The sequence below is a fragment of the Porphyrobacter sp. SLTP genome (assembly GCF_009905735.1).
Classification (GTDB): domain Bacteria; phylum Pseudomonadota; class Alphaproteobacteria; order Sphingomonadales; family Sphingomonadaceae; genus Erythrobacter.
Genome location: NZ_JAAALE010000005.1, coordinates 111621 through 138091 on the forward strand (window position 1 = coordinate 111621; position 26471 = coordinate 138091).

Consider the following 26471-nt stretch of genomic DNA (forward strand, 5'->3'; position numbering starts at 1 on the left):
GGGCGCGCCTTGCCTCGACCCGCGTGGTGCTTTTGCCCAAGCGGGACCGACACGGTCGGGGAGTAGCTCAGCCTGGTAGAGCACTGTCTTCGGGAGGCAGGGGCCGGAGGTTCGAATCCTCTCTCCCCGACCAATTTCGCCACTTATGGCGCTTAAACCCACGCAAATCCGCCTTTTTCCTCACGTTGAGGAAACTGGCCGGTTGGCGTTGTGGTTATGCGCGGCCCCGCTTGGCTGCGCAATACTGAGCCGAGTGGTCTCACACCATATCAGAACGCATTGCCGTCTGCGGGCCAAAGGCTCACGGCATCGTCGCGTTCGCGTTGCGTTGGCTGGCGCAGGATGCAGAGTGTGTCGTCCTGCCATGCCACCAGCCCCAGCGCGGCGAACTGTTCCAGCCAGCCTGCCATCGGCCAGAACCCGCGCTTGTCACGGAACCGCCGCGCATTGGCGACGATGTCCTCGAGATGTTGCAGCGGCGGATCAAAGCTCGGGTGATATTGGTGGCAGGCCAGCGCCCCGCCGAGAAAATGCAGCGGCACACCGGCATCGCGCGCAGCAAAGCCGAAATCGGTGTCTTCGGCCCCGTAGCCGGTAAAGCGCTCGTCAAATCCGCCGATCCGCTGAAATGTGCTGCGGCGGATGGCAAAGGCGAGCGACCAGAACAGGCCGGGATTGTCGACTTCCTCCAGTCCTTGCGCGGGAAACGGGCGAACCGGATGCACGGCGCCCTTGGCGAGCAACGAATCCTCGTCCCACGCGCCTGACGCATCGCCCGGCCCCAGATACCGCACCTCTGCGCAAACAAGCTGATCGTGCGCGCCGATCGCGTCCGAAAGCATACCCAGACAATCTCGCATCGGGATGCAATCAACGTCGAGAAATACCAGCCGCTCGCCTGCGGCGCAGGCGGCGGCGTGGTTGCGTGCTTGCGCCAGCGGGAGCCCATCGGTTTCAAGCCGCTCGAACCGCACAAGCGGATGCTGCTCTTCAAGACGCACCGGCGTATCGCTCATGTCGACCACGATGATTTCGTCGGGCTGCAAAGCGCTGCGCGCCACACCTTCGAGCAGGTTGATCAGATGCTCGGTCCGGTTGCGGACGAGGGTGAGGAGCGACAGGCTCATTGCCGCTCCCACAGATCAAGGCGGTAGCTCTCATGCCGCTCGGCAAGGCAGGGCGTGAATTGCCCGGATGTCCCCCGTTGGAGGGCGCCCACCGCCTCGTCAGCCGTGCACGGATAATCGGTTTCGCCGGTATAATGCACCAGCACCACGCGCCCACCCGGCACGAGGTGATCGGCCAGCCATAGCGCTGCGCGGGCAAGGTCGCTCGCGTCCCAGTAATAGGCGACCTCGGACATGACACACAGGTCAAATCGACTTTGCGGCGCTTCGGTCGGGAAGCCCATCTGGGCGAATTCGAGGCCGGGCTGCGTGCCCAGCCTTTGCTGAGCAAGGGCGAGAGCCGCCTGGCTGATGTCGATCGCTAGCAACTGATCACACAGCCGGTGCAGCCGCTGTGTCAGCACGCCATGCGCGCAGCCAATCTCAAGCCCTGATGCGTAACGGCGATCATCCAGCGTTTTGATCGTCCGGTCGAACTTGCGCCGCTCATATTCGCTCGAGGCGAGATCCCACGGATCCGCATCGGAAGCGAAGATGCCTTCAAAGTAATCGGCCCCCAGGCTGCGCGCACCGCTCATCTCGGCCAATCCACGGCAATAAGCTGGTCGGAAGATGCCATGCGCCGCATCGGCTTTGGCAGGCGGAACCCCTCGCCCATGCTGGGTGTCAGCTGACTGCGATGTGCGCTGAGCGCCCGGCGTCGCACCCCGCATGGCATGACCGGCGTCGCGAACCGCGTCCCGCGGCTGGCAGGCTCATGCCAGACCGAATAGGTGAAAATCTGCAAAGCCCGCCGCGATTGGTCACGGGCGGCGATTGCGAGTCGGAAAGCCGCAACATGATCGCAATGCCTGTCCCCCGGGTCAGACACTGCGAGCGCGTCAATCCGGCGGTTACGGATCATGATCCCCAGCTGCCTCGCCGAGCGATCAAAGGTTGTGCTCGCCTCATGGCTTGGGTTGCCGTCGGCCCATCCCAGCCAATCAATCGGGACAGGGTATTCCGCAAGCAGGCCCACCGCCCGCCGCGCTTCGCGCCTGCGCACGGTGCGCAGGTGAGGTGTGCCTTGCGGATGCGATCCGCCGCCGTCGGTAAGAAAGACCACCCCGCCCAGCCGATTGCGCGCCGCCGCATGATGGATCAGCGCGCCTGCTCCCAGCGTCTCATCGTCGGGATGCGGCGCGATCACGAGCCACCGCGCACTGCGCCAAGGGCTGCGCGCAAGCATGGCCGTCCTCATGGCAAAGTGCCGACCGGGGCAAACTCGCGCGTCAGGATGTCCTTTGCCGCCTCGTCGCGGGCGTAATCAGGGCCTGCCTGCCGCAGATACAGCGACAGATCGCGCGCAATCTTGTCCGCGCGCTGGCCATCGAAGGCACTGCGGGTGCCGAGAATTCGTGCGGCAGTCTCGATTGCGAGGAGGCCGGCATCCTCCACCACACCGCGCGCGATGCGGGCGGTCGTGATGGCGTCGTCGACCTCGGTGGCGGCTTTGCGGGCGGCTTCCTCGACCCAGAACCGCGCACTGCGGGCGGCGATGTGGGCCTTGGCAAAGCGTTGACGCAAGATCGCGTCTTCGCGGGATTTGGGGTGCATACCGCGCGCAGTCTCCGCAATCAGCGCCTCGACGCCGCCCAGCTGCACCGCGCAGAACCGCCAAGCTCCGGCCGTGAAGCGCGGTTCACGGTCATATTCGCCCGGCTCACCGAGCAGCATCGCGTCCGTCACCGCCATGCCTTCAAGGTCATAGCTCCCACTGACGCTGGCCCGCATACCGCGGACCCGCCAGCCGGACAGATCGGTGCGCTCAGGATCATTGGCGCAGACGACAACCAAGCGGCGCGCTTCGCCTTCGCTGCCTGCGGTCACCACCGCCCAATCGATCCCGCCTGCGCCGCTGGCAAAGCTCTTACCGCCGGTTAAGCGCGGGCTTTCCGAACCATCGATCCGCACACCGGGGGGCGGTTCGCTCGCCCAGACCCCGAACCACGCGCCGCGTGCCAACTGCTTTCGCAGCCATTTCGTCTGCGATGCCGAGCCATACCAGCGAAACAGCAGCAGCGCATTCACATGGCCTTCGAACAGCCGGCCCACGCTGAGATCGCCGTGGCCCACCTCGCCCAAAGCCGCGAGCATGCTGGCGCTGCAAGCCTCCTCATCAGCAAACGTTTCACCGCCCGCCTCCGGCGGCGCAAAGCGGCCATGCAGGCCACGGGCGACAAGCAGGTCGAGACTTTCTGATGGGAAGCGCGGAACGGCGTCATAGCGCTCGCCCAGTCGTGCCAGATCGTCAGACAGGCGCGCTGCCGGATTGTCGCGGGGTTTGAGAATGGCGGTCATGATCGGGCCTCTCGCAGGGCTTGCGGTGCTTGGGTGAGTTGTTCGAGCCAGCGGGCGACGCGCTCCGCTCCGTCCCTGACCCGCAGCGCAGCGGGGCGCTGGCTTGGCTGTCGCTCGGCCGCTGCGATCAGCATCCGCCATTGTTCAGCCTCGGGCCAGATCGCGGGGACGACCGCGGCACCAAGCGCGGCGAGCCTTTCGGCTTTGACCGCTTGCTCATCAAAAGCGCGGGGCTCGGGAAAGCAGATGAAGGGTCGCTCATGCGCAAGGACGGCGCTGACCAGCCCATCCCCCGCCGCGCCAATGACAACGCCCGCGCTGGCGATCTCGGCATCGGCGCCGTCGACCCAGCCGGCGAATTCGAGGTTCTCCGGTATGCGGGCAGGCACAACCGATGGCCCGATCACGCGCCACGTCCGGTCCGGCACCGCAGCAGCAGCGGCGGCCCATCGCGCGCCGTCAGCCGCCTCCCCGCCCCTCCCTGCGACGACCAGCACGCGGGTAGGATCGACGCTGCGTGCTATCCCTGTCGGGATGATGCCATTGGCGTAAAAGGTCTTCTGCTTCACCCATTCCGGGATTTCCATATCATCCAGCGGCTCGGCAAAGGGTGCGAGCAGCGCCTGCGCCGATGCAAAGGCATCACAGTGTGGCGGATCGCTGCGTCTGCCGCTCAGTCGGACATAGGCCACCGGGACCGACGCCAGTCGCGCGAGCATCGCGACTTCGACCGAAACATCGACGATCATCAGATCGGGCTGAGCTTCCGCAATCCAGTTGGCAATCAGCGCAACCCGCTCGCGCACGCCTGTGTGATGCAGCGGAGCGTAATGTAGCGCAGGCGGGCGGATGGCCTTATCCCGTCCATCAAACTGGCCGTGCGGCAGGCGATCGTCGGGCAGGTCGAGGCAGGGTATGCCGTTCAGCCGTGCGCCCAGCCCAGTGCCGATCAAGGTCATCGGCCCGCGATAGGCCGCCGCAATCGCCGCGGCGCGCTGCCTGTGGCCCTCGCCCTGATGGTGGATGTAATATCCGATCATGCCGACGAAGCCCGTAATCGCTTCGGCAGGGACATTTCGTTGGGCATGGGCGGCAGCTTGGCTTCGGCCAGCATCAGCTCACCTGGGCCAAGCGCCCGGCGCATCGCGCGGCGCCACAAAGCGCGGGATTGCCAGTGGTTAAATGCCGGAACCTTGGGGTCAACGCCGTCCGATCCGGCAGCGAGCCAGCGGCGCATTTCCTCTGCCATACCGCCATCCGCTCTCCCCGCAGGCCGCGCAGACGTGCGGGTCCACACGGCTTGGGGATGAATGAGCTCACCGCCCACAGCGAGCGCCGCAGCCACCAATGCGCGATCTTCGCCCGATGAGGTCAAGGGAACGCCCCCCGCAGCGTCATACAGCCCCGCCGTCAGAGCGAGGCTCGCTCCGGTGTGATCGCCGTGGCGGGGCGGCAGATCCCACGGAACCGGATCGACCGCGTCCTCGATTTCGCGAACCTTGCTCCAGTAATCATCGAACCGACTGCGCAGATCGAATAGCAGGGGCCATGTGTCGGCCTCCCTCTCGTCAAGTTCGACCCGGCCGCCAACGATGCGCATCGGCCCAGCGCTCGCCAGATTGGCTTCGAGCCAGTCCGCAGGCGGGCGGCAATCCGCATCGGTGCTGACGAGCAAGGCATCGTCTTCATTCAGCCATCCAGCGCCAAGATCCATTGCCGCCCGCCGCGCTGATCCAGCATGAGCACGCTCCGGCGGAAATTCGCAGGTCAGGAGGTTAAGCCGCAAGCGCCCATCGGCCTTTGCGACCGCCTCTTCCGCCGCCTCTGCACTCCCGTCGGTCGAGTTGTTGACGCACAAGGCGACATTGATCGGGGCCGAAAGGGTCTGGTGCGCCAAGGCCTCGAGCAGCAATGGCAATCGCTTCGCCTCATTTCGGGCCGGGACACAGACGACGACCGGCCGCGTCATGCGCTCAGGGCCAACGCGGCCGCGCGGCCTCGCTGCCGAGCGAAATCCGCGGTCCGGGCGGTCAGGCGGCGATAAAGCTGCTCGTAGGAATCGACCATCCGGTGTGCATTGCAATGCTTCTCGGCCCGGCGGCGGCAGGCGGCGCGATCCATGCTCAGCGCGGCGCGGATGGCAGCGGCAAGGCTCGCCACATCATCAGGCTCGGCCAAGGCGCCACAGGTCGCATCAACGATCGCCGGAATCCCACCCCGGCGAAACGCAGCTACCGGCGTGCCGCAAGACAACGCCTCGGCCACGACGAGGCCGTAGGGCTCCTCCCAGCACGGGGTGCACAGCGCCACACTGGCACCACCGATCAATTTGGCGAGGTCGCGGTGCGCCAAGTGTCCGAGGTAGGTGACATCATCACCCAGACGCGGCGCGATCCACTCGCTGAAATAGGCTTGGTTAGACCGTGGCCCGGCGATCTTCAGTGGCAGGCCAACCGCGCGGGCCGCATCAATGGCGAGGTGCAGGCCTTTTTCGGGAACGATCCTTCCATACCACACCAGATAGCGATCCGCGGCGGCTTGCGGACTGAAGGGGAAAAGATCGAGGTCTATCCCGTTGGGGATGACGCTATCGACCGTTGTGACACTCTGCCACAGATCGGCTGTCGCCTGAGAGACGGCGACAAGATGGCTCGACTTGCGGCTGAGCCTGACGCCGCTTTCCAGCCAGCAGAACGGCGGCGTGTGCAGCGTGGTGACAGTCGGCACACGCAGCGTCGCGGCCATGGTCAGCGGCAGATAGTGCAGCGAATTGTTATGGATGATGTCGAACGACCGGGTCTGCAGATCGGTCATCAGGCGCAGATAGGCGTGGTGTTCGCGAAAGAAAGCGACATTGCCCGCTTCGGCAAGTCCGGTCTCCAGCAGCGATGTTTCCTCGCAGATCGCCTCGATCCCCAGCGCTGGATCCGATGCCAGCGACGCAAACAAAGTCACATCATGGCCGCGTTCGCGCAGCGATTTGGCCAGCAGATGCGTGTGCATTTCGAGGCCACCGGCAAAGGGTTCGGCAATCGCGTATTTGAGATGTGCGATGATCGCGATCTTGAGCATGGAGCCTCGGGGGGTTGAGCGGCCTGAGCTCAGAACCATGGGCCCTATCGTCCGTGCTGTCCCTAACTCCCGAAATGATCATGCGTTTGGAACACCAAGACCCTCAGCTCTGCTGCCCAATGGGACTCGCACGCGAGAGCGCGCGAAGGCGTTGGTGGTATCACCGAGTTCGACACGGGCGGGTCAAGTTTGAGAAGGCATGACGAACCTCAACTCGCCGACAAGGTGCGCCGATCCGCGCTAGTCGCCGATGTCGTCCCGTGCGGTGCAATGGTTAATGAGAATCGCTCAGCGACCGATTCCATCTCCAGAAGATCCGTCAAACGCGGGGCAACCAATGGGCCGTGCCATCCGGTTCGGAGCGCCTTTGGCCTAGGAAAACGCCGCCCCAGAAACGAAAAAAGCCCCGGTTTCCCGAGGCTTTCTCCTATATCTGACGGAGCCGTCTTAGCGGCTGCCAAACATGTGTGTGATCCAACCCCACATAAAATACACTCCTATCAGCGCAAAAAGCTGTAGGAGCTATTTAACACATTATTAACCTTAATCAACCGTTAATTGCGATGCGCCCTCCGCCCATCATGGCCAGCAGTTCTGCCATCGGAATGGCGCGCGAGAACAGATAGCCTTGCGCCTGATCGCAGCCCATCGCTTTGAGCGCCGCTGCAACCGAGATGTCCTCGACGCCTTCTGCGACGACGATCTTTCCAAGCGAATGCGCGATCTCAATCGTCGCTCGCACCACAGCGCGGCTTTCCTCGGATGTGGCCATGTGCTGCACGAAGCGCTTGTCGATCTTGAGCTCGGAGCTCGGCAGCTTCTCGATATATTCGAGATTGGATTGGCCGGTGCCGAAATCGTCGATCGACAGGCCGATACCACGCGCCTTTAGCGCCGCGATCTGCGGCGCGATCCGATCATCCTCAAGCTTGGCCGTTTCGGTCAGTTCCAGCGTCAAATTCTCGGGCGGGAAGGCGAAGCGGCCCAGCAAGGTCATGATATCGAACAGCAAGTGCGTATCCGACAGGCTCTTGGCCGACATGTTGACCGCCAGCTTGAAGCGCGGATCAAGCGCGATCGCCTGCTTGCCCTCAAGCAGAGCCTGCTCCATCACAACCAGGGTAAGCTCGTTGATCCGGTCGCCCGCTTCGGCTGCGAGCACCAGTTCTTGCGGGTTGACCGGCTCCTCACCCTCGGGCTGCCAGCGAATCAAGGTTTCCGCACCGACGATCCGGCCTGACGCCAGGTCGATCTTGGGCTGGTAGGCCACACCGATATCGCGGTCGCGCAGGCCCTTTTCCAACACCTTGATCAGCTGAAGGCGATTATTGCGCGCTTCGAGATACGCCGCGTCATTGATGATGAAGCGCACCCCGCGGTTCGCGGCTTCGTCGGCCGCCTGCATCGCTTTCTTGATCCGCGAGGCGACCGGCAAGTCGTGATTGGTATCGATCCCGAGTGCAGGAGCACTGTTCGACGACTGCCAGTCATAGCTGATCGCGGTCTTCAGCATCATCGCAAGCCCATCGGCATGGCGTTCGAGCTCGCCATTCTCCATGCGCGGCGCGAGCCACACCAGCAGGTCCCGCTCGAACGCAACGTCGCCGACTTCGCCCGGTCCCTTCACGTAAGCGATGAGCGTGTTGACGAACTCCCCGATCTCACGTGCGGTCCATTCTTCCGAAAACTCGGCGAGATTGGCGATCTTGAGCGCGTAGACGTCGCGCTCTTCGCTCGGGCGATCCGAGGCGATCGCCGATGTCGTCATCGCATCGACATCACTGCTGTAATATTTGCGATTGATCCTCTGGAAGCCGATGGCGGCCGCCCCCATGGCGAGCAAGGCGGACATGATGTCGATGTTGAAGGTGAATTCATCGAGCACGAATGTCGCGATCAGCAGCCCGAACGACGTGATCAGCAAGGACTTCGACGCGCGCCGCCGGCTCATCACCTGCACCGCCATGGCGACCGTCGCCAGCAGCATCGCCGGGTACCACATCAAGTCAAGCGGCACGCCGCGCTTCAGTGTGTGCGCGCCAAGAACATGAAAATAGGAACCCGGCACTTTCGTGTTCGGGCGGAACGGCAGGAAGTAGTAGTCGCTCGATCCGAAGAAGGCTTGCCCGATCACAACGTTTTTGCCGCGCAGTTCTGCCGCCGGGACGCGGCCATTCAGCACATCGACATAGCTGAACGAGGGAACGGTCGAAGCATCGAACGCGGTGTCGGGCCGATAGAGTCGCTCCGGCCCTTGGTAATCAGCAAGGACGGCAGAGATGGACCCTTCCTTTTTGCCCCCGAGGTCAATCGAGGTCGGGAAGATCACAGACAGGCCGAAAAGATTGGCGCGCCCGTTCATCGCTGCGAGATTGACGGTTTTGCGGAATTCTGGGAGCGGCGCGATCTCGTCGACCCTCTGGAAGCCGATATCGCTTGCCGGGACAACGCCCAACCACACCTTGCCCTGATGACGCGCCAGCATGTCGGCAAACATCGCGTCGGATTTGGGCGTTTCGGGATCGGCATGCGCGCGGTCGAACACCACCCGGCGCACGCCGGAAGCGATCAGCGTATCGACCACCTTGGTATCTTGCACCCGATTGGGAAGGTTGCGCTTGTTGGCGGCGAGCGTCTTGTCGTCGATCGCGATCATCACAACATCGCGCGGCGCAGGGCGGGAACGCAGCTCTGCACGCGCGGCGCGGTAGACATCTTCGAGCGGCAGCGGAAGCTCGATGACAGAGGAAACCACCCCGAACAGCACCGCTAGTATGGCGACTTTGGTGCGTTTGCGGCGCAGCAAGGCGGCCCCCGAACGCTGCGCTAGTTCCTGTTTGAATCCAGTAACTTCCTCGCCGGCCAAGCCGAACGTGCGCCGTATCGTGTCGGCCAGAGACTGAAGCTTTCCGAACATCAAACGCGCATTCCCGAGGGCAAAGTCAAGCTTGTCCCTAGGATACGTTGGTTAATTCATCGCAAACGACAGGCGCAGCACTAACCTAAGCACCTGCCCAAACAGCGCGGTCAGATCACCCGGTCGGACAGGAAACCAAGCGCAATCGTCAGGCTGCCGAGCCCAATCGAGAGGTGCCGGCGCAGTCGCAGAAAGTCTGGCGCGGCATAGCCCAGCGCCCGGTCGATCAGTGGCGAACCCAGAATCAGCGCCCCCAGATAGAACAGCGCGGGGCCGGGCCATTCCCAGCCAAATGTCCAGGGGAGGAACAGCGCGAGGGTCAACAGGCTCGGCATGACGGCGATCACATAGGCACCGCTGGTCGCGCGGCCGCTGGCGAGCGCTTGGCCCCACCAAACCCCACCCAGAAAGCTGAAGATCGCCGCCGCATAGGCAAACCCGCCTGCCAGCGCCGAATAGCGCCATTCGTGCCCCATCAGGATGAGCGCAATGCAGATGATCTGCGGCAACAGCCCGGCATAGCCCAAAGCGCGGGCCGCTGGGGAAAGCGAAGGCGGAGATTGTGGTGTTGCTGCGTCCATGGCGGCTCAAACCCTGCCGCGCGTTGCGGTTCCCGATCCTCTTGCGAGCCACGCCGGTTTGCGCCACCACTCAGGCCCATGAACATCTTCGATCTCACGGGCACTGCGGCCATCATCACCGGCGGCAATGGCGGGCTTGGCCTCGCAATGGCGCGCGGGCTGGCCAAGGCAGGCGCCGATATCGCGATCTGGGCCCGCAATCCCAGGAAGAACGCCGCCGCGCTGGAAGAGTTGGGCGCATTGGGCACCGGCCGCGTTATCGCGCTCGCCTGCGAGGTGACCGAGGAAGCGGCGATTGCCCGCGCCATGGCAGCGACGCTCGACACGCTCGGCCGCGTCGATGTGTGCTTTGCCAATGCCGGAATTCCGGGCGCAGGGCAGGCGATCCCCGAGATCACGCCCGAAGGCTGGGACAACACCATGGGGGTCAACACCCGCGGCGCGGCGCTGGTCTACAAGCACGTCACCCGCCATATGATCGCCCGCGCACAAGACGGCGATGCCGGGGGCAAGCTGATCGTGACGTCGTCCGGGCAGTCGATCATGGGAGTCAACCGCTCGTCCGATTACGCCGCGTCCAAGGCAGCCGTAAACGGCCTCACCCGCGCCGCCGCGTTCGAACTCGCGCGCTACCAGATCACCGCCAATGCGCTGCTATTCGGCTTTTACGAGACCGATATCACCGCCCGTGCCGATCCCCGGTTCGGCGAATGGATGGCCAAGCGCATTCCGTTACGCCGTCCGGGGGATCACGCAGGGCTCGAAGGGCTGGCAGTGTTCTTCGCCTCGCCCCATTCCGATTACATCACCGGGCAATGCCTCCCGGTCGACGGCGGTCTGAGCATTTCGTAGTTGAGTATCCGCTGAGCGGTACCATTTCAGATGGAACGCTGGCGCGCCCCATCCGTTGCCCGCGAAAGCCTCTCGCAACTGGAACACCCCTCCCCGTGGCCGACGACGACATTCCCGACTTTGACAAGCTCCCCGAAGACAAGAGCCGCCAACGCGCCGTTCCTGCAGGGCGGATCGCGCGGTTCGGCACGTTCGGGCGGCTGGTCGGCGGCGTGGCGAGCGGCATGGTGGCCGAAGGCGCGCGCCGGATCGCCAGCGGCGAAGGCATCAACGCCCGCGACCTGATCCTCACGCCCGGCAATGTCCAGCGGATGACCGACCGCCTGTCGCACCTGCGCGGCGCGGCGATGAAGATGGGGCAGATGATCAGCCTTGATGCGGGCGATTTCCTGCCCGAGGAATTGTCAAAGATCCTCGCCACCTTGCGCGATCAGGCCAATTTCATGCCGACCAAGCAGCTCGATACTGTGCTGCGCGCCGAATGGGGCCCGGACTGGCGCAAGCAGTTCCGTTGGTTCAACCCCCGCCCCATCGCCGCTGCCTCCATCGGTCAGGTCCACAAGGCCCTGACCCGCGATGGCGAGGAACTGGCGATCAAGGTGCAGTATCCCAGCGTCGCCAGGAGCATCGATTCCGACGTCGATAATGTGATGACCCTCCTGAAGGTGGCCGGCTTCGCCCCGCCCGAGCTGGAGATGGGCAAGCTGATGGCGGCCGCCAAGCAACAGCTCCACGAGGAGGCCGATTACACCCGCGAAGGCGCGCAGATGGCGATGTATCGTGAGCGGCTGGCGGGCACGCCGGGCTTCGTCGTGCCCCGCCTGCACGAAGGCCTGACGCGCGGGTCGATCCTGGCGATGAGCTTTGAAGACGGGGTGAGCATCGAGGAACTCGGCAACGAGCCGCCCGAACGCCGCGACGAGGTCTTCGCCCGGTTGATACGGCTGGTCGCGCGCGAGCTGTTCGATTTCGGCGTCATGCAGACCGACCCCAACTTCGCCAACTTCCGCTACCGGCGGGAGACGGGCGAGATCATCCTGCTCGACTTCGGGGCATGCCGACCGGTCGATCCGATGGTGTCGAACGGCTATCGCAAGATGCTCACCGCCGGCCTGCGCGGCAACGCCGAGGAAGTCCTCGCCGCCACCATTGAAGCCGGTTTCATGATGCCGATTGTCGCTGAAAAGCACCCCGAGCGGGTCAACAAGATGATCGAGATCGTGATTGGCGAAATGCGCGAGGATGCGCCCTTCGATTTCGGCGACCGGGCGTTTATCCCGCTGCTGCGCGATGAAGGCTATGCCATCGCCCAGGACAAGGACACATGGGCCTTCCCGCCGATTGAAACATTGTTCGTCCAGCGCAAGGTTTCTGGCACCGCATTGCTGGGTGCGAGACTGAAGGCGAAGGTCAATATTCGGCGGATCACCGAGGACGTTCTGGCGACCACCGCGCCGCTTCCCGCCGCCGCAGCTTAGGCTGGGCCACCCCCGCTCGGCCAAGGCACGCCGGACGCTTCGATCTTCGCTGGTCCTTCTAACACTGGCCAACAAAGATGCATGTTCTGCATTAAACCAAGATGATAGGGCGTGGACAGGCATGATATTTTATACTAACGCACCCTAATGCATGGGGGATTTGAGCACAGGGTCGGCGTCTTGTTTGTGTGTCTCGGCAATATCTGCCGGTCACCGATGGCGGAGGGTGCGTTCCGCGCGGCCGCGCTGGAGCGGCAGTTTCCGTTTCATGTCGATTCCGCCGGAACTGCGTCCTATCACGTCGGCAGCCAGCCCGATCCGCGTGCCATCGCCATCGCCAGTCTGAATGGTATCGACATCACCGGACAGTCGGCACGGCAGATCGAGCGCGATGATTTCTACCGGTTCAGCCACATCATCGCGATGGACCGCGCCAATCTCGAAGGTCTGCGCGCCCGCGCGCCGCGCGATGGCACGGCCACCTTGGCGATGCTGATGGACGCGGTCGATGGTCGCCGGGGTGAGCCCGTCGCCGATCCCTATTACGGTGATACCGCCGCGTTCGAGGAAGCGTGGCGCGTGATCTCGCTCGGCACAGGTGCCTGGGTTGACCGCTTCATCCGCGAAGGCGTGCAGCAGCGGGCCTAGCCACCGCGCAGCAACTGCACCCCCCAGTCGCGTTCGAACAGATAAAGCAGCAATCGTGCGGCCTCTCCGCGCGGGCTAGTGAGCCCGCCGTCACGATCCATCAGCAGCCGTGCATCGCCGTGCGCAATCGGCAAGAGGCGCTGCATCTGTTCCAGATTGGCGATCCTGAACGCCGCCTCCCCGGATTGCCGCGTGCCGAGCAATTCGCCGCCACCGCGCAGGGCGAGGTCTTCCTCGGCGATCCGGAAACCGTCCTGCGTCTCCCGCATCAGGGCAAGCCGCGCGCGGCCCGTTTCGGACAGCGCACTGCCGCGTAGCAGCAGGCAGGTTGATTTTTCCGCTCCCCGCCCGACACGACCGCGCAGCTGGTGAAGCTGGGCAAGACCGAACCGTTCAGCCTGCTCGATCACCATCAGCGTGGCGGACGGCACGTCGACCCCGACCTCGATCACCGTAGTGGCCACCAGCAACCGCGCCTGCCCGCTGGCGAAACGCTCCATCGCCGCATCCTTGACCTCGGGGCGGAGCTGGCCGTGGACGAGCACCACGGCCTCGCCAAACCGCTCCTTCAGTGCCGCATAGCGCGCCTCGGCCGCAGCGATATCGGCCAGATCGGGCACACCGTCGATCTCACGCACCATCGGGCACACCCAATAGGCCTGCTGCCCGCTCGCAAGGTGGCGTTCGACCCCGGCGACGACCTCGTCCATCCGTTCCTGCGGCACCACGCGCGTGTCAATCGCCTGCCGACCGGGTGGCAGTTCGTCGAGCCGGCTCACGTCCATCTCGCCATATTGCGCCAGCGTCAGCGATCGCGGGATCGGGGTTGCGGTCATCGCCAGCGTATGCGGCGCACGCCTGCCCTTGGCCGCAAGGGCCAGTCGCTGCGCCACACCAAAGCGGTGCTGCTCGTCAATCACCACCAGCCCCAGATCGCGGTAGTTGACGGTGTCCTGAAAGATCGCATGGGTGCCGACCAGCATCTGGATTGAGCCATCCATCAACCCCATCAGAATGGACTCGCGCTCCCGCCCCTTCGCCCGACCGGTCAGCAGCGCGATCTCGACCCCCGTCGGCCCGAGCATCTTGCGCAAGGTCTCGAAGTGCTGCCGAGCAAGAATCTCCGTCGGCGCGAGCAAGGCGGCCTGCTTTCCCGATTCAACCGCGATCAGCATCGCATTGAGCGCGACCACGGTCTTGCCCGCACCGACATCGCCTTGGAGCAGACGCAGCATCGGCGCTTCCTGCGCCATATCGCCCGCGATCTCGGCAATCGAGCGCGCCTGCGCGCCCGTCAGCGCGAAGGGCAGTTGCAGCTTGGCGCGCAGACTCCCGTCGCCCGCCAACGCCTGTCCCTTGCGCCGCCGCCCCTCGGCTTTGACCAGCAGCAAGGCGAGGCTGTTCGCCAGCAGCTCGTCATAGGCAAGCCGGTCGAGCGCTTTGGCGTCGGTGGTTTCATGCCCCAGTCGCAGCGCATCGGCCCAGGCGGGCCAACCCGCGCGCTCCAGTTGCCCCGGTTCGATCCATTCGGGCAGCGCCGGAAGGCGGTTCAGCGACTGGCGGACAAAATCGGCGATGCGCGGCTGGGTCAGCCCGTCCGACAGGCGATAGACCGGCTCGCTCAGGCGGCCCATATTGGCGGCGCTTTCCGCCTCGATATGATCGGGGTGAACGATCTGGAGCATGTCGCCATAGCGGTCGAGCCGCCCCGCCACCCAACGCTTCTCCCCCACCGGCACCAGCTTCTTTGCACTGTAAGCCGCCTTACCGAACCACGTCAGCGTGCAGACATTGCCAACCGCATCCTGCGCCAGCACGCGGTACGGCCCGCGGCTCCCGGCCCGCGGGGCGCGGTGTTCGATGGCGGTGAGCGCAACAATCACCTGCTCGCCCTCGCTGCCGGAATCGAGATCGGCAATCGCTTGGCGGCTGACGAAGCGTTCGGGCAAGTGATAAGCGACATCCTTGACCCGCGTCAGGCCGAGCTTTTCGAGCGGCTTCATCAGCTTCGGTCCGACGCCTTCCAGCGTCGTGACTTCGGCGAACAGCGGGTTGAGAGCCTCGGGGCGCATGGTGCATTCGCTATCACCCCGATTGCGTCTTTGCGAGTTGTGCCTGCGCAAGCCTGTGGCTAGGTGATCGCCATGACCGAAACGCCCTCCTTCGAACAGCGCCTCGCCCGCGCGAAGTTCCGCGCCTGGCACCGCGGCACGCGTGAGGCTGATTACATGATCGGCGGCTATTTTGATCGCTACCACGCCACCTGGGGCGAGGCCGACTTGGCGTGGTTCGAGGCCCTGCTCGACGAAGATGACGTCGATGTAATGGCCTGGGCGCTCGGTTCGCAGCCGCCGCCGGAGCATCTGGCGGGCGATTTGCTGGTGGTGATGCAGAAGCTCGATTACGTCGACATCCCGCGCTGAAGGGGTCTGCGCGGGAACCCTTCGGCCTCGCGCCGCTTGACTGGAAACCTATGCCCGATCTCAACCGCATCCTCGCGGCCCGTGAACCGCTGACCCTCGCTTCGCTCCCGCGCGGGAGCCTGCCGTTGGTGCTGTCCGACCTGGCGCGGGCGGCGAAGCGCCGGGCGGTGTTCATCGCGCCCGACGATGCGGCGATGCGCGCTTCGGCTGAAGCGGCACGTTTCTTTGCGCCCGAGATCGAGGTGATCGCTTTTCCCGCGTGGGACTGCTTGCCCTATGACCGGGCGAGCCCGGCGCTGACGATCAGTGCCGAACGCCTCGCCGCGTTGCACCGCTTGCAGCAACCGGGCAGCGCGCAGCAATTGTTGATGACCACGGTCAACGCCGTGCTGCAACGGGTGCTCACTCCGTTCCGAGTGCGCGAGAGCGTGCGCGAATTCCGCGTCGGCACGACCATCGGGCACGAAAGCCTCGCCGCGCTGCTGGTGCGTCAGGGTTACGGTCGCACCGACACAGTGATCGACCACGGCGAATTCGCGGTGCGCGGCTCGATTGTCGACATCTTCCCCTCCAGTCTGGATGCCGGACTACGGCTCGATTTCTTCGGGGACGAACTGGAGAGCTTGCGTCTGTTCGATCCTGCCACGCAGCTCACCGTGGAGCGGATCGACGAACACCTGCTGCTCCCCGCTTCCGAGGCGCTGCTCGACGAGGAAAGCATCAAGCGTTTCCGCAGCCGTTACCGCGAGTTGTTCGGCGCGAACGCCACGCAGGACCCGCTTTACGAAGCCGTGTCCGAAGGGCGGCGGCTGGCAGGGATGGAGCACTGGCTTCCGCTGTTCGAAGATCGGATGGCAAGCCTGTTCGATCACCTCGCCAAGGATGATGTCGTCATCATCGACCAGGGCGCTCTGGGTGCAGCGGAAGAACGGCTCAATGACATTGCCGATTACCACCAGCAGCGCGGCCGGATCGCGAGCGAGAAGAAGGGCAGCTACCGCCCGCTGAAGCCCGATGCATTGTACCTGACCCGCGCCGAATTCGACGCGGGCCTCGCGGCCATGCCCGCCCACCGCGCGACCGGCTTTGCCAGCGAGGAAAAGGCAGGCACGCTCGATTTCGGGTTCCGCTCCGCCCGCGACTTTACGCCGGAACGCGGGCGCGGCGAGAATGTCTATGAAGCCGCTGCCAAGCACCTGAAGTCGGTGGCGAAGGGGTCGCGCAAGTCGTTGGTGGCGGCCTATTCTACTGGTTCGGCCCGCCGCATTGCGTCGATCCTTGACGAAGCGGGTGCCCCCACCGCGTTGGCGGAAAGCTGGCAACAGGCGCTCGGGCTGGCGGCGAAGAACAAGACTGCCGTGGTCGTCCTGCCGCTTGAAACGGGGTTCGCCAGCGACACGCTGGAAGTCCTGACCGAAGCCGACATTCTCGGGGACCGGCTCGTCCGGCGCAAGAAAAAGCGCAAGGATTCCGATGCGTTTCTCGCCGAACTTCAGGCATTGTCGCGCGGCGATCTGGTGGTGCATATCGAGCACGGGATCGGGCGTTACCTCGGCCTCGAACCGATCCCGGTCGGCAAAAGCCAGCACGATTGCGTCGCGCTGGAATATGCCGGCGGGGACAAGCTGTTCATCCCGGTCGAGAATATCGACGTGCTCAGCCGCTATGGCTCGTCCGAGCTCGCTGTCCAACTGGATCGGCTTGGCGGTGAGGCATGGCAGCGCCGCCGCGCCAAGCTCAAGGAACGCATCACTGCCATCGCGGGGGAGTTGATGCAGGTCGCCGCGGCGCGTGCGCTCAGGCAGGCCCCTTCCCTCCCCGCCGATCCTGCGACCCTCGGCCAATTCACCGACCGCTTCCCGTGGTCCGAGACCGAGGATCAGGAACGCGCCATTGCCGATGTGCTGGGCGATCTGGAAAGTGGCCGCCCGATGGACCGGCTGGTGTGCGGCGATGTCGGCTTCGGGAAGACCGAAGTCGCGCTACGGGCCGCCTTTGTTGCCGCAATGAATGGGCAACAAGTCGCCATCGTTGCGCCAACGACCCTGCTCGCCCGCCAGCATTACCAGAACTTCGCCGAGCGGTTTGCAGGTTTCCCGCTCAATGTCGGTCGCCTGTCACGGCTGGTCACCGCGAAGGAAGCGGCTGAGACCCGTGAGGGGCTGGAGAACGGTCAGGTTGACCTTGTGGTGGGCACCCATGCGATCCTGTCCAAATCGACCAAGTTCAAAAATCTCGGCCTCGTGATCGTGGACGAGGAGCAGCGGTTCGGCGTCACCCACAAGGAAAAGCTGAAGCAGCTGCGCGCCGATGTGCACGTGCTCACCCTCACCGCGACACCGATCCCGCGCACGCTCCAGATGGCGATGTCCGGCCTGCGCGAACTCTCCACGATCCAGACCCCACCTGTCGATCGGCTCGCGGTGCGCACTTACGTGATGGAGTGGGACGACATGGTGATGCGCGAGGCTCTGCTGCGCGAACATCATCGCGGCGGGCAAAGCTTCATCGTCGTGCCGCGTATCTCCGACATGGCCGATGTCGAGGAATGGCTGCGCGAACACGCGCCAGAGATCAAATCCGTCTCTGCCCACGGCCAGATGTCGCCCAGCGAGGTCGAGGAACGCATGGGCGCCTTCTATGACCGCAAGTATGACGTGCTGCTGTCGACCACCATCGTCGAAAGCGGGCTCGACATTCCCTCGGCCAATACCATCATCATCCACCGCGCCGACCGCTTCGGTCTCGCCCAGCTTTACCAGCTGCGTGGCCGCGTGGGCCGGGCCAAGCTGCGCGCCTATGCCTATCTGACGCACGAGGCGGGCGTGTCTCTGTCGGAAGTCGCGCAGAAGCGGCTCAAGGTGCTCGGCGACCTCGACAGTCTCGGCGCCGGGTTCCAGCTCGCCAGCCACGATCTCGACATTCGCGGGGCGGGCAATCTGCTGGGCGACGAGCAATCTGGCCATATCCGCGAGGTCGGGTTCGAACTCTATCAGGCGATGCTGGAAGAGGCGATCATGGCTGCCAAGGCGGGCGAGATGGGCCTCGACAAGCCGCGCGACAAGCTCACTCCACAGATCACCGTCGATGCGCCGATCATGATCCCCGAGGACTACGTCCCCGACCTCGCGGTCCGCATGGCGCTCTACCGCCGCCTCAATCAGGCCGAAGGACAGCACGAGATCGAAAGCCTTGCCGCCGAGATGATCGACCGCTTCGGCGACCTGCCGCAGCCGACCAAAAACCTGATCCGCCTGATCGAGATCAAGCATCAGGCGATCCTTGCCTGCGTTGCCAAGATCGATGTCGGCGCGCGCGGGACGCTCGTCACCTTCCACAACGACGATTTCCCCGATCCCGTGGGACTGATCGCCTATGTCGAGCGGCTCAATGAGGGCGGCAAGGATACCGCCAAGCTGCGCCCGGACATGAAGCTGGTGATCAACCGCGCCTGGGCCGATCCGCTGAGCCGTCTCAACGGGCTGTTCCAGTTGACCAAGGGGCTCTCCGGGATCGTCAAGCGGGCGAGCAAGGCGAAGAAGGCGGCGTGAGGGCCGGCTTGATTGACCTCACGGCATCCGAGGCGTAGTTTTTGAAGATCGGAGGGAGGGACGCCATGCCAGCTTTTGGAGCAAAGCTTACCCTTCTCACAGGCGCGTTGGCCCTGGTGGCAACGTCCATGCCGGCGCAGGCGCAACTCGGCACCTTGCTTAGCCGCGGCAAGCGCGGGGCGGATCGCGCTGACACCTGCGGCGAGGGCAAAAAGGGCGACGCGGCGCGCGGCGTGGTAGGTGGCCTTCTTGGCGGCGCGGTCAGAGATATGGCGCGCAAGGCTCGCCTCCCCTCGTTTGTCCCGGTCCCGGCATTTTCCGACCAGCTGACCGAAAGCATAGCTTGCCGGTTAGACCCCGAAGAGCAGAAGCAAGCCGCCGAAGCGACGCTCCAAGCCACCCGCGCCGAAACAGAGGACGGTGCGGCGCAAGTGGGGTCCAGCGCATCATGGAGCTCGGCCACGCGCGATGATGTGAGCGGCACCTCCACCGTCACCAGACGCGAACGGGCGAGCGGCGATCTCGATTGCATCACCGTGACCGATGTCGTGATCGTTCAGGGCGAGGAAACCCGTGCGGACAAGCGGATGTGCCGGGCCCCCGGTTCCGCGCGCTACTCGATCATCGCATGATGCGCGGCATCCGCGTCTTGGCCATGCTGGCCGCGCTCGTGATGCTGACGGGCGCGACCGCGATGGATCCCGACAATCCCACCTGTCCCGCCAATCCCGATTTCGGGCCCAAAACGCCGATGACGCTGAAAACGGTGCAGCGTGGCGGCAAGCGAGTCTTGCTGGCCGAAGGCGCGATTGATCCGACCTTGCCGACCCGGTTGAAGGCGGCAATCGAGGCGGACGACCGGATCGAGGAAATCTGGCTTCGTTCGCGCGGCGGCGATGTCAGCGCAGGGAACGAGGCGGGGCGGGTCATCCGGTCCTATCGCGGGATGCTGACCCGGGTGCCTTCGGGCTGGACATGCTTTTCAGCCTGCAACTTCGTCTTCATGGGCGGGGACCGACGGGTCATCGACGAAGGCGGGGTCTTCATGGTTCACATGTTCACCCACACGAATGACCGCGCGCTGATCGATGAAGTGGTGATCGAAGGGAGCAAGGCGACCACCGAGCTGATCACCAGCATCGAACAATCCTCCGCAATGCTGGCAAGCGAGGATAATGATTTTCTGATCCGCATGGGCATCAGCCGCAAGCTGCTGACCGACATCATGTACAAGCAGCAGGCCGTGAAGCGCGACGGCAATCCGAGCACGCGCTATTGCCTCAGCCAAGCCGAAGTGCGCGAATACAATGTGATGCCGGTCGAAAAGCCGGCCCCCTGAGGGGCGCGATCTTGCAAGTTCGCAGAGAGCCAGAGCAGCAGACTAGCGGGCGCCGCGCGGACCTCCCCCCTCACCCGTGCCCCATGCCGCGCGCCGTGCGGGCCAGTGCCAGCACGCTCTCGCTCGGCATCGGTTGGGCGCGCAGGAAGCCTTGCCAATAGTCGCAGCCTTCCGCGGTGATCGCTGCGCGCTGGATTTCATCCTCGATCCCCTCGGCATAGACCGCGAGGCCCAGCGCCCGGCCCAGCGCGACGATCGCGCGCAGCACGGCGAGTGCGGTCGCGTCGCCCGGCACGCCTTCGACCATCGCCTTGTCGAGCTTCAGCGCATCCAGCGGCAGTTCGCGCAGGTAGCGGAAGTTACAGAACCCTGCGCCGAAGTCGTCGAGCGCGGTGCGGAAGCCCAGCCCTCGCAGCGCCTTCAGCGCGGACGCCGCTTGGGCGAGGTTACGCAGCAGCAAATCCTCGGTGATCTCCAGCATCAGCCGCTGCGGCGCGATTTCCGAACGGCCGATCAGCGCGGCGAAATCGGCAGCAAAGCGCGGGTCGCCCAATTCCTCAGGCGTGATATTGAGCGACAGGGTGAGATTGTCCGGCCAGGTCGCCGCATCCTCCAGAGCGCGGGCGACCACGTGGCGCGACAGCGGGGCGACCAATGCGGCCTTCTCGGCCACGGCGAACAGATCGCGCGCGCCGATGGCGCCCAGTGTCGGATGCCGCCAGCGCGCCAGCGCCTCGGCCCCCACCACTGCGCCCGTCACGCAGGAGAATTGCGGCTGGAACAGCACTTCGATCTCACGCCGGTCGAGCGCGCTCAGCAGGTCCGCTTCGAGCACGTCAGGGCTCACGCCCGGAAAGCGCCCGCGCACCGCGCCCCGCAAGGATGTCCGACCCTGTTCCATTACATTCCTCATGCCCCGCTCCCCCTTAACCCTTGAATGCAAGCCTGCCTCGCATCAATTGCAATCCGCCCGAATCTGGCACATCAGGGATGACGCCGAGCGATGCGCCGGGGATAAGTGGCGAGCGCTGCCGGAGGGGGTTGAATGGCGAGCAATGGTACGAGCTTTGAGCGGTTGGCGCTGCTCGCGTCGGACACGGCACGCGCGCAGGAAGCCCATGATGCGCTGCTGAGCCAGGGCGACTGGGTGCCACTCGACGAGGCCGATGCCGTCGTCGTGCTCGGCGGTGACGGGTTCATGCTTCAGACCCTGCACGCGATGCTCGATGCGGGCCGCGTGATCCCGGCCTTCGGGATGAACCTTGGCACGGTCGGGTTCCTGATGAACCGGTATGACCGGCGCGCGGCGATTGCCACGCGGGTCAACAAGGCGCGCCACTGGACAATCTCGCCCTTGCGGGTCGAGGCGGTGACGCAGGACGGCGAAACCCATGTGATGAGCGCGATCAACGAAATCTCGCTGCTGCGCGAAACCCGTCAGACCGCGAAGATTGAAGTCACCGTGGGTGACCGGGTGCGGATTCGGGAGCTCGTGTGTGACGGGGTGCTGGTGGCGACGCCTGCGGGATCGACCGCCTATAACCTTTCGGCCAATGGCCCGATCCTGCCGCTGGACAGCAAGATGCTGGCGCTGACCCCGATCAGCCCGTTCCGCCCGCGACGCTGGAAGGGGGCGATCCTACCGGACCGGATGAAGATCGTCCTGCGCGTGCTCGACCCGGCCAAGCGCCCGGTGGCCGCAGTCGCCGACCAGAAGGAACTGCGCGACATCGCCGAAGTCCGGCTCGAAATCGCGCAGGACAGCGCCCTCACGCTGCTGTTCGATCCGGGCCAGAGCCTTGAGGAACGGATCGTGGCCGAGCAGTTCATCACGGCGTAGTTTTTCCCAAAGCCACGCCGCCTTGCGATCACGTTGCGTGCAATGGGGCGAACGAGCGATAGCCGTTCAAAACCCTCTTGCAATCATCCCCACCGCCCCATATAGGCGCGCTTCCGCTCTTCCTGAGACCGCTTGGAAGAGTTGCTCCCCGATAGCTCAGCGGTAGAGTAGGTGACTGTTAATCACTTGGCCGTAGGTTCGAATCCTACTCGGGGAGCCAACTTCCTTTCTCAGAAAGTCAGCTTCGTTCCCGAAGGTCCCTGCGTCGTGTGAGGGTCGCGCGGTGGATCGCCGGTTGGGCGATGGGGCATCGGGTGCTGACTGACCGGGGGTGCTAGAACGCCCGGGCCACTTCAAAGACGCGGCGCGGATTTGCTCTTCGGTTTTCACATAGATCAGTTTATTGCTACGCGCCTCTCCCCGCCGTCAGGAGGCGCATATGGCAGCGACTGATGAACCGACCCCCCACAAGCGTGCGCGCACAAAGTCGGCCCGCAAGGCCGCAGAGGACAAGCTGGCGCAGGAATCGCTGGAGGCCAAGATCACGAAGCCGGACTCATCAGACGGCGAGCAGGCCTAGCGGCCTGGTGATGATCCGGGATGGGTTGCCGCTGCTACCCCATCTGCCGCCTAAACGCCGATCAGCAGCCGTACACCGACCACCAGGACCAGCAGCGCGGTCAGCCAGCGGATCCACTGCGGCGGAAGCACGCGGGTCGCCATCAGGCTACCCACCTGCCCTCCGATCACCACCGCGATCAGCAAGGGCAGCGCCGCGCCAAGCGCCTGCCCGAACAGATCGGGGCCGTTCTTTACCATCTGCCCGGCCAGCCCGAACAGCGAATTGACGAGAATGAACAGGCTCGCCGTCGCCGCGATCCCGCGGGCTTCGTGCCAGCGTGCAAGATGCAGCAGGGGGCTGAGGAAAATCCCGCCGCCGATCCCCACCAACCCGGCAAAATAGCCGAGCGGCGCGGCGGCGAGCGGCATCCACCGCGCGAAGCGGGTCGGCGCGCCCTCGGCATTTTCTCGCACTGGCACCAGCATGAAAAGGCTGGTCAGCACCAGACTGGCACCCAGCAGCGTCAGGAAGGTCGCCTCCTTGATCGGGGTCAGCCCGCCAAGGAAGCTGGCCGGCGCGCCGAGTGCCACGATCACCAGCGCCTTTTTCCACGGGGTCAGCCCCGCGCGGGCGAAGCGGATCGAACCGCCGGTCACCACCACGATATTGCAGGCGAGCGAGACCAGCGGGAGCAGGCGGTAATCGAGCCCCGACAGCGCCAGCAGCGCCGAATAGGTCGACCCGCCGCCAAACCCCACGCTGGCATAGAGTAGCGCAGTGACCAGAAAGGCGAGCGCCAGGAGCGCCGGGACCGCCCCGATCATCACAGCCTCGCCCTCTGCCCCCGCCTAAGCCAGCGCGCGCCGGTCAGACGATTTGCGCGGCGGCGATTGCGCCGTGGCAATGCTTGTACTTGTTGCCTGATCCGCACGGGCACGGGGCATTCCGGCTGATGTCGAGGTTGGCAAAGGGGTTGTCGGTGTTCGCCCCGCCCGGCCCCGTCGCCGCACGCGGGCTTCCGGCGAGCGAGCCGAACAATTCGGGCCGCAGTTCCGACCCGTCACCGTCGGCTGAATTGTCCATGCCGGTGAAGGGATCGATGTGGCCGGTCAGGAAATCGGGCAGATCGGGCAGCGCCTGCATTTGCGGCTGTTCGACACGCAGTTCGGAGCGGAACAGGATCTTGGTCACTTCCTCGCGCAGGGTTTCGAGCATCGTCTCGAACAGGGCGAAAGCTTCCTGCTTGTATTCGTTGATCGGCTGCTTCTGCGCGATGCCGCGCATCCAGATCACCTGACGCAGCGCGTCCAGCGTGGCGAGGTGTTCCTTCCAGTGGTGATCGAGCTGGCGCAGCAGCACGTCCTTTTCGACAATCCGCCAGATCGCGGGATCGGACGCGGCGATCTTTTCCTCCATCATCGCGTCGGTCAGTTCGCGCAGCCGTTCCTCGATCAGTTCAGGCTCAACCTCATCCTCGGCCAGCCAGTCATCGATTGGCGGATTGAAGCCCAGCACATCCTCAGCGCGGGCCTTGAGGCCGGCCACGTCCCATTGTTCGGGATAGGAGCCCGGCGGGCACGCGGTGCCGACGATGGCATTGATCGTGTCGTGCCGCATGTCGAGCACCACATCGTCCACCGCCTCGCTGTCCATGATCTCGGAGCGCTGTTCGTAGACCACCTTGCGCTGGTCGTTCATGACGTCGTCGTATTCCACCACCTGCTTGCGCATGTCGTAGTTGCGGGATTCGACCTTCTTCTGCGCGGTCTCGATCGCCTTCGACAGCCACTTGGAACCGATCGCCTCACCATCGGCGAGGTTCGATTTCATCATTTTCGAAAACAGCGTGTCGGGGCCGAAGATGCGCAGCAGGTCATCCTCAAGGCACAGGTAGAAGCGCGACAGGCCGGGGTCGCCCTGACGACCCGAACGGCCGCGCAGCTGGTTGTCGATCCGCCGCGATTCGTGACGTTCGGTGCCGAGCACGAACAGGCCGCCGGCCGCCCTCACCCGATCCTTTTCTGCTGCCACTTCGGCCTTGATGCGGGAAATTGCTTCATCACGCTCCGGGCCTTCGGGCATGTCGGCCAATTCGTCGAGGATGCGGTATTCGATATTGCCGCCCAGCTGGATGTCGGTCCCGCGCCCCGCCATGTTGGTGGCGATGGTGACGGCACCGAAGCGTCCGGCCTGCGCCACGATGCGGGCTTCCTGCTCGTGGAAGCGGGCGTTGAGCACCGAGTGCGTCACGCCTTCCTTGTCGAGATACTGGCTGAGCAGTTCGGACTTCTCGATCGAAACCGTGCCGACCAGCACCGGCTGGCCGATTTCCTGCTTCTCCTTGATCGCCTTGGCGATGGCGCCGAACTTGTCGGCGATATTCTTGTAGAACTCGTCTTCCTCGTCGATGCGGGCGACGGGCAGGTTGGTCGGGATTTCGACCACGCCGACCTTGTAAATGTCCCAGAATTCCGCCGCTTCGGTCGCTGCGGTGCCGGTCATGCCGGACAGCTTGGGATACATGCGGAAGTAGTTCTGGAAGGTGATCGAAGCGAGCGTCTGGTTCTCCGGCTCGATCCGCACGCCTTCCTTGGCTTCGACCGCCTGGTGCAGCCCGTTCGACCAGCGGCGGCCATCCATCATACGGCCGGTGAATTCGTCGATGATGACAACCTTGCCGTCCTTGACGATGTAATCGGTGTCACGCTTGCGGGCGAAGTTGGCGACCAGCGCCTGATCGAGGTGGTGCACGACCTGCGTGTTCTCGATGTCGTAGAGGTTGTCAGTGGCCAGCAAGCCCTTTTCGAGCAGCAGCTGTTCGACCTGCTCCAGCCCGTCTTCGGTCAGCTGGACGCGCTTCACCTTCTCGTCGATGTCGAGCCATTCGACCGGGATCTCGCGCGCCACCTGATCGAGCGCGACGTAAAGCTCCGACTTGTCCTCGGTCGGGCCAGAGATGATCAGCGGGGTGCGCGCTTCGTCGATCAGGATCGAGTCCACTTCATCGACAATCGCGAAGTTGAACGGGCGCTGCGCCATGGCGCTGCGTTCGTGCTTCATATTGTCGCGCAGGTAATCGAAGCCGAATTCGTTGTTGGTGCCGTAGGTGATGTCGGCGTTGTAGGCGTCGCGCTTGTATTCCTCGGGCATGCCGGGGACAATCACGCCAACCGTAAGGCCGAGCCAGTTGTAGAGCTTGCCCATCTCGGCGGCGTCGCGCCGGGCGAGGTAATCGTTGACCGTGACAACATGCACGCCCTTGCCTTCGAGCGCGTTGAGATAGACCGCCAGCGTCGCCATTAGCGTCTTGCCTTCACCGGTGCGCATTTCGGCGATCTCGCCGCGGTGGAGCACCAGGCCGCCGATCAGCTGCACATCGAAGTGGCGCATCCCGAACACGCGCACCGAAGCTTCGCGCACCGTGGCGAAGGCTTCGGGCAGGATCTCGTCGAGGGTTGCACCCTTGTCGATCAGGGCGCGCAGCTTGACGGTCTGATCCTGAAGCTCGGCATCGGTGAGCGCCTGAATCTGCGGCTCCAGCGCGTTGACCTGCGCGATCACCTTGCGCGCGGACTTGATGTAGCGGTCATTCGCCGAACCGAAGACCGACTTGATGACGTTATTGAACATAGGGACAAACCTTTGATGCGGACGGCAGCCCGGCGTGCGGGCCCGAAACGGATAGGGGGAATGAGCGCGCGGCCTTCAGGCCCGGCACGCCGGAATCAGTGTGGAAACAGC

Annotated in this window: 22 protein-coding genes and 2 tRNA genes; 11 read left to right on the forward strand and 13 right to left on the reverse strand. The window is 64.4% G+C overall.

Annotated elements, in window-relative coordinates:
* Positions 1 to 56: 56 nt before the first annotated feature.
* A tRNA-Pro gene (locus GVM20_RS05900) sits at positions 57 to 133 on the forward strand.
* A 136-nt stretch (positions 134 to 269) separates the two neighbouring features.
* On the opposite strand, the gene GVM20_RS05905 is transcribed toward GVM20_RS05900, so the two are convergent.
* The 9 genes from GVM20_RS05905 to GVM20_RS05945 all read right to left on the reverse strand — a co-directional run bounded on the left by GVM20_RS05905 (position 270) and on the right by GVM20_RS05945 (position 10037).
* The gene (locus tag GVM20_RS05905; protein WP_166546364.1) at positions 270 to 1127 is read right to left on the reverse strand and encodes a glycosyltransferase family 2 protein; all 858 of its coding nucleotides are present in this window, start codon (positions 1125 to 1127) and stop codon (positions 270 to 272) included.
* Entirely contained in the window at positions 1124 to 1705 is a 582-nt protein-coding gene (locus GVM20_RS05910; RefSeq protein ID WP_166546365.1) for a class I SAM-dependent DNA methyltransferase, read from the reverse strand. Before GVM20_RS05910 ends, GVM20_RS05905 begins: the two co-directional genes overlap by 4 nt.
* Entirely contained in the window at positions 1702 to 2316 is a 615-nt protein-coding gene (locus GVM20_RS05915; protein WP_353653113.1) for a PIG-L deacetylase family protein, read from the reverse strand. Before GVM20_RS05915 ends, GVM20_RS05910 begins: the two co-directional genes overlap by 4 nt.
* A gap of 47 nt (positions 2317 to 2363) precedes the next feature.
* On the reverse strand, positions 2364 to 3467 hold the full coding sequence (locus GVM20_RS05920) for an acyl-CoA dehydrogenase family protein (RefSeq protein ID WP_166546367.1): 1104 nt from the start codon (positions 3465 to 3467) through the stop codon (positions 2364 to 2366).
* Positions 3464 to 4507 (reverse strand): glycosyltransferase, encoded by a 1044-nt coding sequence (locus tag GVM20_RS05925; protein ID WP_166546368.1) that lies wholly within the window; start codon positions 4505 to 4507, stop codon positions 3464 to 3466. Before GVM20_RS05925 ends, GVM20_RS05920 begins: the two co-directional genes overlap by 4 nt.
* A complete protein-coding gene (locus GVM20_RS05930) occupies positions 4504 to 5436 on the reverse strand; it encodes a glycosyltransferase (RefSeq protein ID WP_166546369.1) in 933 nt (310 codons plus the stop codon). Before GVM20_RS05930 ends, GVM20_RS05925 begins: the two co-directional genes overlap by 4 nt.
* Positions 5433 to 6539 (reverse strand): glycosyltransferase family 4 protein, encoded by a 1107-nt coding sequence (locus tag GVM20_RS05935; RefSeq protein ID WP_234031877.1) that lies wholly within the window; start codon positions 6537 to 6539, stop codon positions 5433 to 5435. Before GVM20_RS05935 ends, GVM20_RS05930 begins: the two co-directional genes overlap by 4 nt.
* Positions 6540 to 7086: 547 nt before the next feature.
* On the reverse strand, positions 7087 to 9456 hold the full coding sequence (locus GVM20_RS05940; RefSeq protein WP_166546370.1) for an EAL domain-containing protein: 2370 nt from the start codon (positions 9454 to 9456) through the stop codon (positions 7087 to 7089).
* A 110-nt stretch (positions 9457 to 9566) separates the two neighbouring features.
* The gene (locus GVM20_RS05945) at positions 9567 to 10037 is read right to left on the reverse strand and encodes a DUF3429 domain-containing protein (protein WP_166546371.1); all 471 of its coding nucleotides are present in this window, start codon (positions 10035 to 10037) and stop codon (positions 9567 to 9569) included.
* 78 nt (positions 10038 to 10115) lie between these two features.
* On the opposite strand from GVM20_RS05945, the gene GVM20_RS05950 reads away from it, so the two are divergent.
* The 3 genes from GVM20_RS05950 to GVM20_RS05960 all read left to right on the forward strand — a co-directional run bounded on the left by GVM20_RS05950 (position 10116) and on the right by GVM20_RS05960 (position 13015).
* Positions 10116 to 10889 carry an SDR family NAD(P)-dependent oxidoreductase gene (locus GVM20_RS05950; RefSeq protein ID WP_166546372.1) on the forward strand — a complete coding sequence of 258 codons (774 nt, stop codon included), beginning with the start codon at positions 10116 to 10118 and terminating at the stop codon, positions 10887 to 10889.
* A gap of 95 nt (positions 10890 to 10984) precedes the next feature.
* Complete coding sequence (locus GVM20_RS05955; protein ID WP_166546373.1) at positions 10985 to 12367, forward strand: ABC1 kinase family protein; 1383 nt, start codon at positions 10985 to 10987, stop codon at positions 12365 to 12367.
* 147 nt (positions 12368 to 12514) lie between these two features.
* On the forward strand, positions 12515 to 13015 hold the full coding sequence (locus GVM20_RS05960; protein WP_166546374.1) for a low molecular weight protein-tyrosine-phosphatase: 501 nt from the start codon (positions 12515 to 12517) through the stop codon (positions 13013 to 13015).
* Here the strand turns inward: GVM20_RS05960 and recG are convergent.
* Positions 13012 to 15087 (reverse strand): ATP-dependent DNA helicase RecG, encoded by a 2076-nt coding sequence (gene recG, locus GVM20_RS05965; RefSeq protein WP_166546375.1) that lies wholly within the window; start codon positions 15085 to 15087, stop codon positions 13012 to 13014. The two genes, GVM20_RS05960 and recG, sit on opposite strands and share 4 nt — an antisense overlap.
* A gap of 72 nt (positions 15088 to 15159) precedes the next feature.
* On the opposite strand from recG, the gene GVM20_RS05970 reads away from it, so the two are divergent.
* From GVM20_RS05970 to GVM20_RS05985, 4 genes are all read left to right on the forward strand, one after another.
* Positions 15160 to 15438, forward strand: a complete 279-nt coding sequence (locus tag GVM20_RS05970; RefSeq protein WP_166546376.1) for an FAD assembly factor SdhE — start codon at positions 15160 to 15162, stop codon at positions 15436 to 15438.
* A gap of 50 nt (positions 15439 to 15488) precedes the next feature.
* A complete protein-coding gene (gene mfd / locus GVM20_RS05975; RefSeq protein ID WP_166546377.1) occupies positions 15489 to 18989 on the forward strand; it encodes a transcription-repair coupling factor in 3501 nt (1166 codons plus the stop codon).
* Positions 18990 to 19105: 116 nt separating this feature from the next.
* Complete coding sequence (locus GVM20_RS05980; RefSeq protein ID WP_353653114.1) at positions 19106 to 19621, forward strand: hypothetical protein; 516 nt, start codon at positions 19106 to 19108, stop codon at positions 19619 to 19621.
* Complete coding sequence (locus tag GVM20_RS05985) at positions 19618 to 20328, forward strand: COG3904 family protein (RefSeq protein ID WP_234031879.1); 711 nt, start codon at positions 19618 to 19620, stop codon at positions 20326 to 20328. The genes GVM20_RS05980 and GVM20_RS05985 overlap by 4 nt, the downstream gene beginning before the upstream one ends.
* Positions 20329 to 20398: 70 nt before the next feature.
* On the opposite strand, the gene GVM20_RS05990 is transcribed toward GVM20_RS05985, so the two are convergent.
* Positions 20399 to 21241 (reverse strand): EAL domain-containing protein, encoded by an 843-nt coding sequence (locus GVM20_RS05990; protein WP_234031880.1) that lies wholly within the window; start codon positions 21239 to 21241, stop codon positions 20399 to 20401.
* Between the two features lie 132 nt (positions 21242 to 21373).
* Between GVM20_RS05990 and GVM20_RS05995 the strand changes: the two genes are divergently transcribed.
* The 3 genes from GVM20_RS05995 to GVM20_RS06005 all read left to right on the forward strand — a co-directional run bounded on the left by GVM20_RS05995 (position 21374) and on the right by GVM20_RS06005 (position 22748).
* Positions 21374 to 22168 carry an NAD kinase gene (locus tag GVM20_RS05995; RefSeq protein ID WP_166546379.1) on the forward strand — a complete coding sequence of 265 codons (795 nt, stop codon included), beginning with the start codon at positions 21374 to 21376 and terminating at the stop codon, positions 22166 to 22168.
* Positions 22169 to 22313: 145 nt separating this feature from the next.
* Positions 22314 to 22388: transfer RNA gene (locus tag GVM20_RS06000), tRNA-Asn, on the forward strand.
* 219 nt (positions 22389 to 22607) lie between these two features.
* Entirely contained in the window at positions 22608 to 22748 is a 141-nt protein-coding gene (locus GVM20_RS06005; protein ID WP_166546380.1) for a hypothetical protein, read from the forward strand.
* Positions 22749 to 22798: 50 nt separating this feature from the next.
* On the opposite strand, the gene GVM20_RS06010 is transcribed toward GVM20_RS06005, so the two are convergent.
* Positions 22799 to 23554 (reverse strand): sulfite exporter TauE/SafE family protein, encoded by a 756-nt coding sequence (locus GVM20_RS06010; RefSeq protein WP_166546381.1) that lies wholly within the window; start codon positions 23552 to 23554, stop codon positions 22799 to 22801.
* 43 nt (positions 23555 to 23597) lie between these two features.
* Positions 23598 to 26360: a preprotein translocase subunit SecA gene (gene secA, locus GVM20_RS06015; protein WP_166546382.1), complete on the reverse strand. Its 2763-nt coding sequence runs from the start codon at positions 26358 to 26360 to the stop codon at positions 23598 to 23600.
* Positions 26361 to 26471 lie beyond the last annotated feature (111 nt).

What these genes read in the sequence shown, in the direction of transcription:
- GVM20_RS06010 (WP_166546381.1), bottom strand. Translation starts at nt 23,554, where the DNA reads ATGATCGGGGCGGTCCCGGCGCTCCTGGCGCTCGCCTTTCTGGTCACT.
- recG (WP_166546375.1), bottom strand. Translation starts at nt 15,087, where the DNA reads ATGCGCCCCGAGGCTCTCAACCCGCTGTTCGCCGAAGTCACGACGCTG.
- GVM20_RS05930 (WP_166546369.1), bottom strand. Translation starts at nt 5,436, where the DNA reads ATGACGCGGCCGGTCGTCGTCTGTGTCCCGGCCCGAAATGAGGCGAAG.
- GVM20_RS05935 (WP_234031877.1), bottom strand. Translation starts at nt 6,539, where the DNA reads ATGCTCAAGATCGCGATCATCGCACATCTCAAATACGCGATTGCCGAA.
- GVM20_RS05995 (WP_166546379.1), top strand. Translation starts at nt 21,374, where the DNA reads ATGGCGAGCAATGGTACGAGCTTTGAGCGGTTGGCGCTGCTCGCGTCG.
- GVM20_RS05925 (WP_166546368.1), bottom strand. Translation starts at nt 4,507, where the DNA reads ATGATCGGATATTACATCCACCATCAGGGCGAGGGCCACAGGCAGCGC.
- secA (WP_166546382.1), bottom strand. Translation starts at nt 26,360, where the DNA reads ATGTTCAATAACGTCATCAAGTCGGTCTTCGGTTCGGCGAATGACCGC.
- GVM20_RS05905 (WP_166546364.1), bottom strand. Translation starts at nt 1,127, where the DNA reads ATGAGCCTGTCGCTCCTCACCCTCGTCCGCAACCGGACCGAGCATCTG.
- GVM20_RS05970 (WP_166546376.1), top strand. Translation starts at nt 15,160, where the DNA reads ATGACCGAAACGCCCTCCTTCGAACAGCGCCTCGCCCGCGCGAAGTTC.
- GVM20_RS05990 (WP_234031880.1), bottom strand. Translation starts at nt 21,241, where the DNA reads ATGAGGAATGTAATGGAACAGGGTCGGACATCCTTGCGGGGCGCGGTG.
- GVM20_RS05940 (WP_166546370.1), bottom strand. Translation starts at nt 9,456, where the DNA reads ATGTTCGGAAAGCTTCAGTCTCTGGCCGACACGATACGGCGCACGTTC.
- GVM20_RS06005 (WP_166546380.1), top strand. Translation starts at nt 22,608, where the DNA reads ATGGCAGCGACTGATGAACCGACCCCCCACAAGCGTGCGCGCACAAAG.
- GVM20_RS05910 (WP_166546365.1), bottom strand. Translation starts at nt 1,705, where the DNA reads ATGAGCGGTGCGCGCAGCCTGGGGGCCGATTACTTTGAAGGCATCTTC.
- GVM20_RS05985 (WP_234031879.1), top strand. Translation starts at nt 19,618, where the DNA reads ATGATGCGCGGCATCCGCGTCTTGGCCATGCTGGCCGCGCTCGTGATG.
- GVM20_RS05920 (WP_166546367.1), bottom strand. Translation starts at nt 3,467, where the DNA reads ATGACCGCCATTCTCAAACCCCGCGACAATCCGGCAGCGCGCCTGTCT.
- GVM20_RS05960 (WP_166546374.1), top strand. Translation starts at nt 12,515, where the DNA reads ATGCATGGGGGATTTGAGCACAGGGTCGGCGTCTTGTTTGTGTGTCTC.
- mfd (WP_166546377.1), top strand. Translation starts at nt 15,489, where the DNA reads ATGCCCGATCTCAACCGCATCCTCGCGGCCCGTGAACCGCTGACCCTC.
- GVM20_RS05950 (WP_166546372.1), top strand. Translation starts at nt 10,116, where the DNA reads ATGAACATCTTCGATCTCACGGGCACTGCGGCCATCATCACCGGCGGC.
- GVM20_RS05945 (WP_166546371.1), bottom strand. Translation starts at nt 10,037, where the DNA reads ATGGACGCAGCAACACCACAATCTCCGCCTTCGCTTTCCCCAGCGGCC.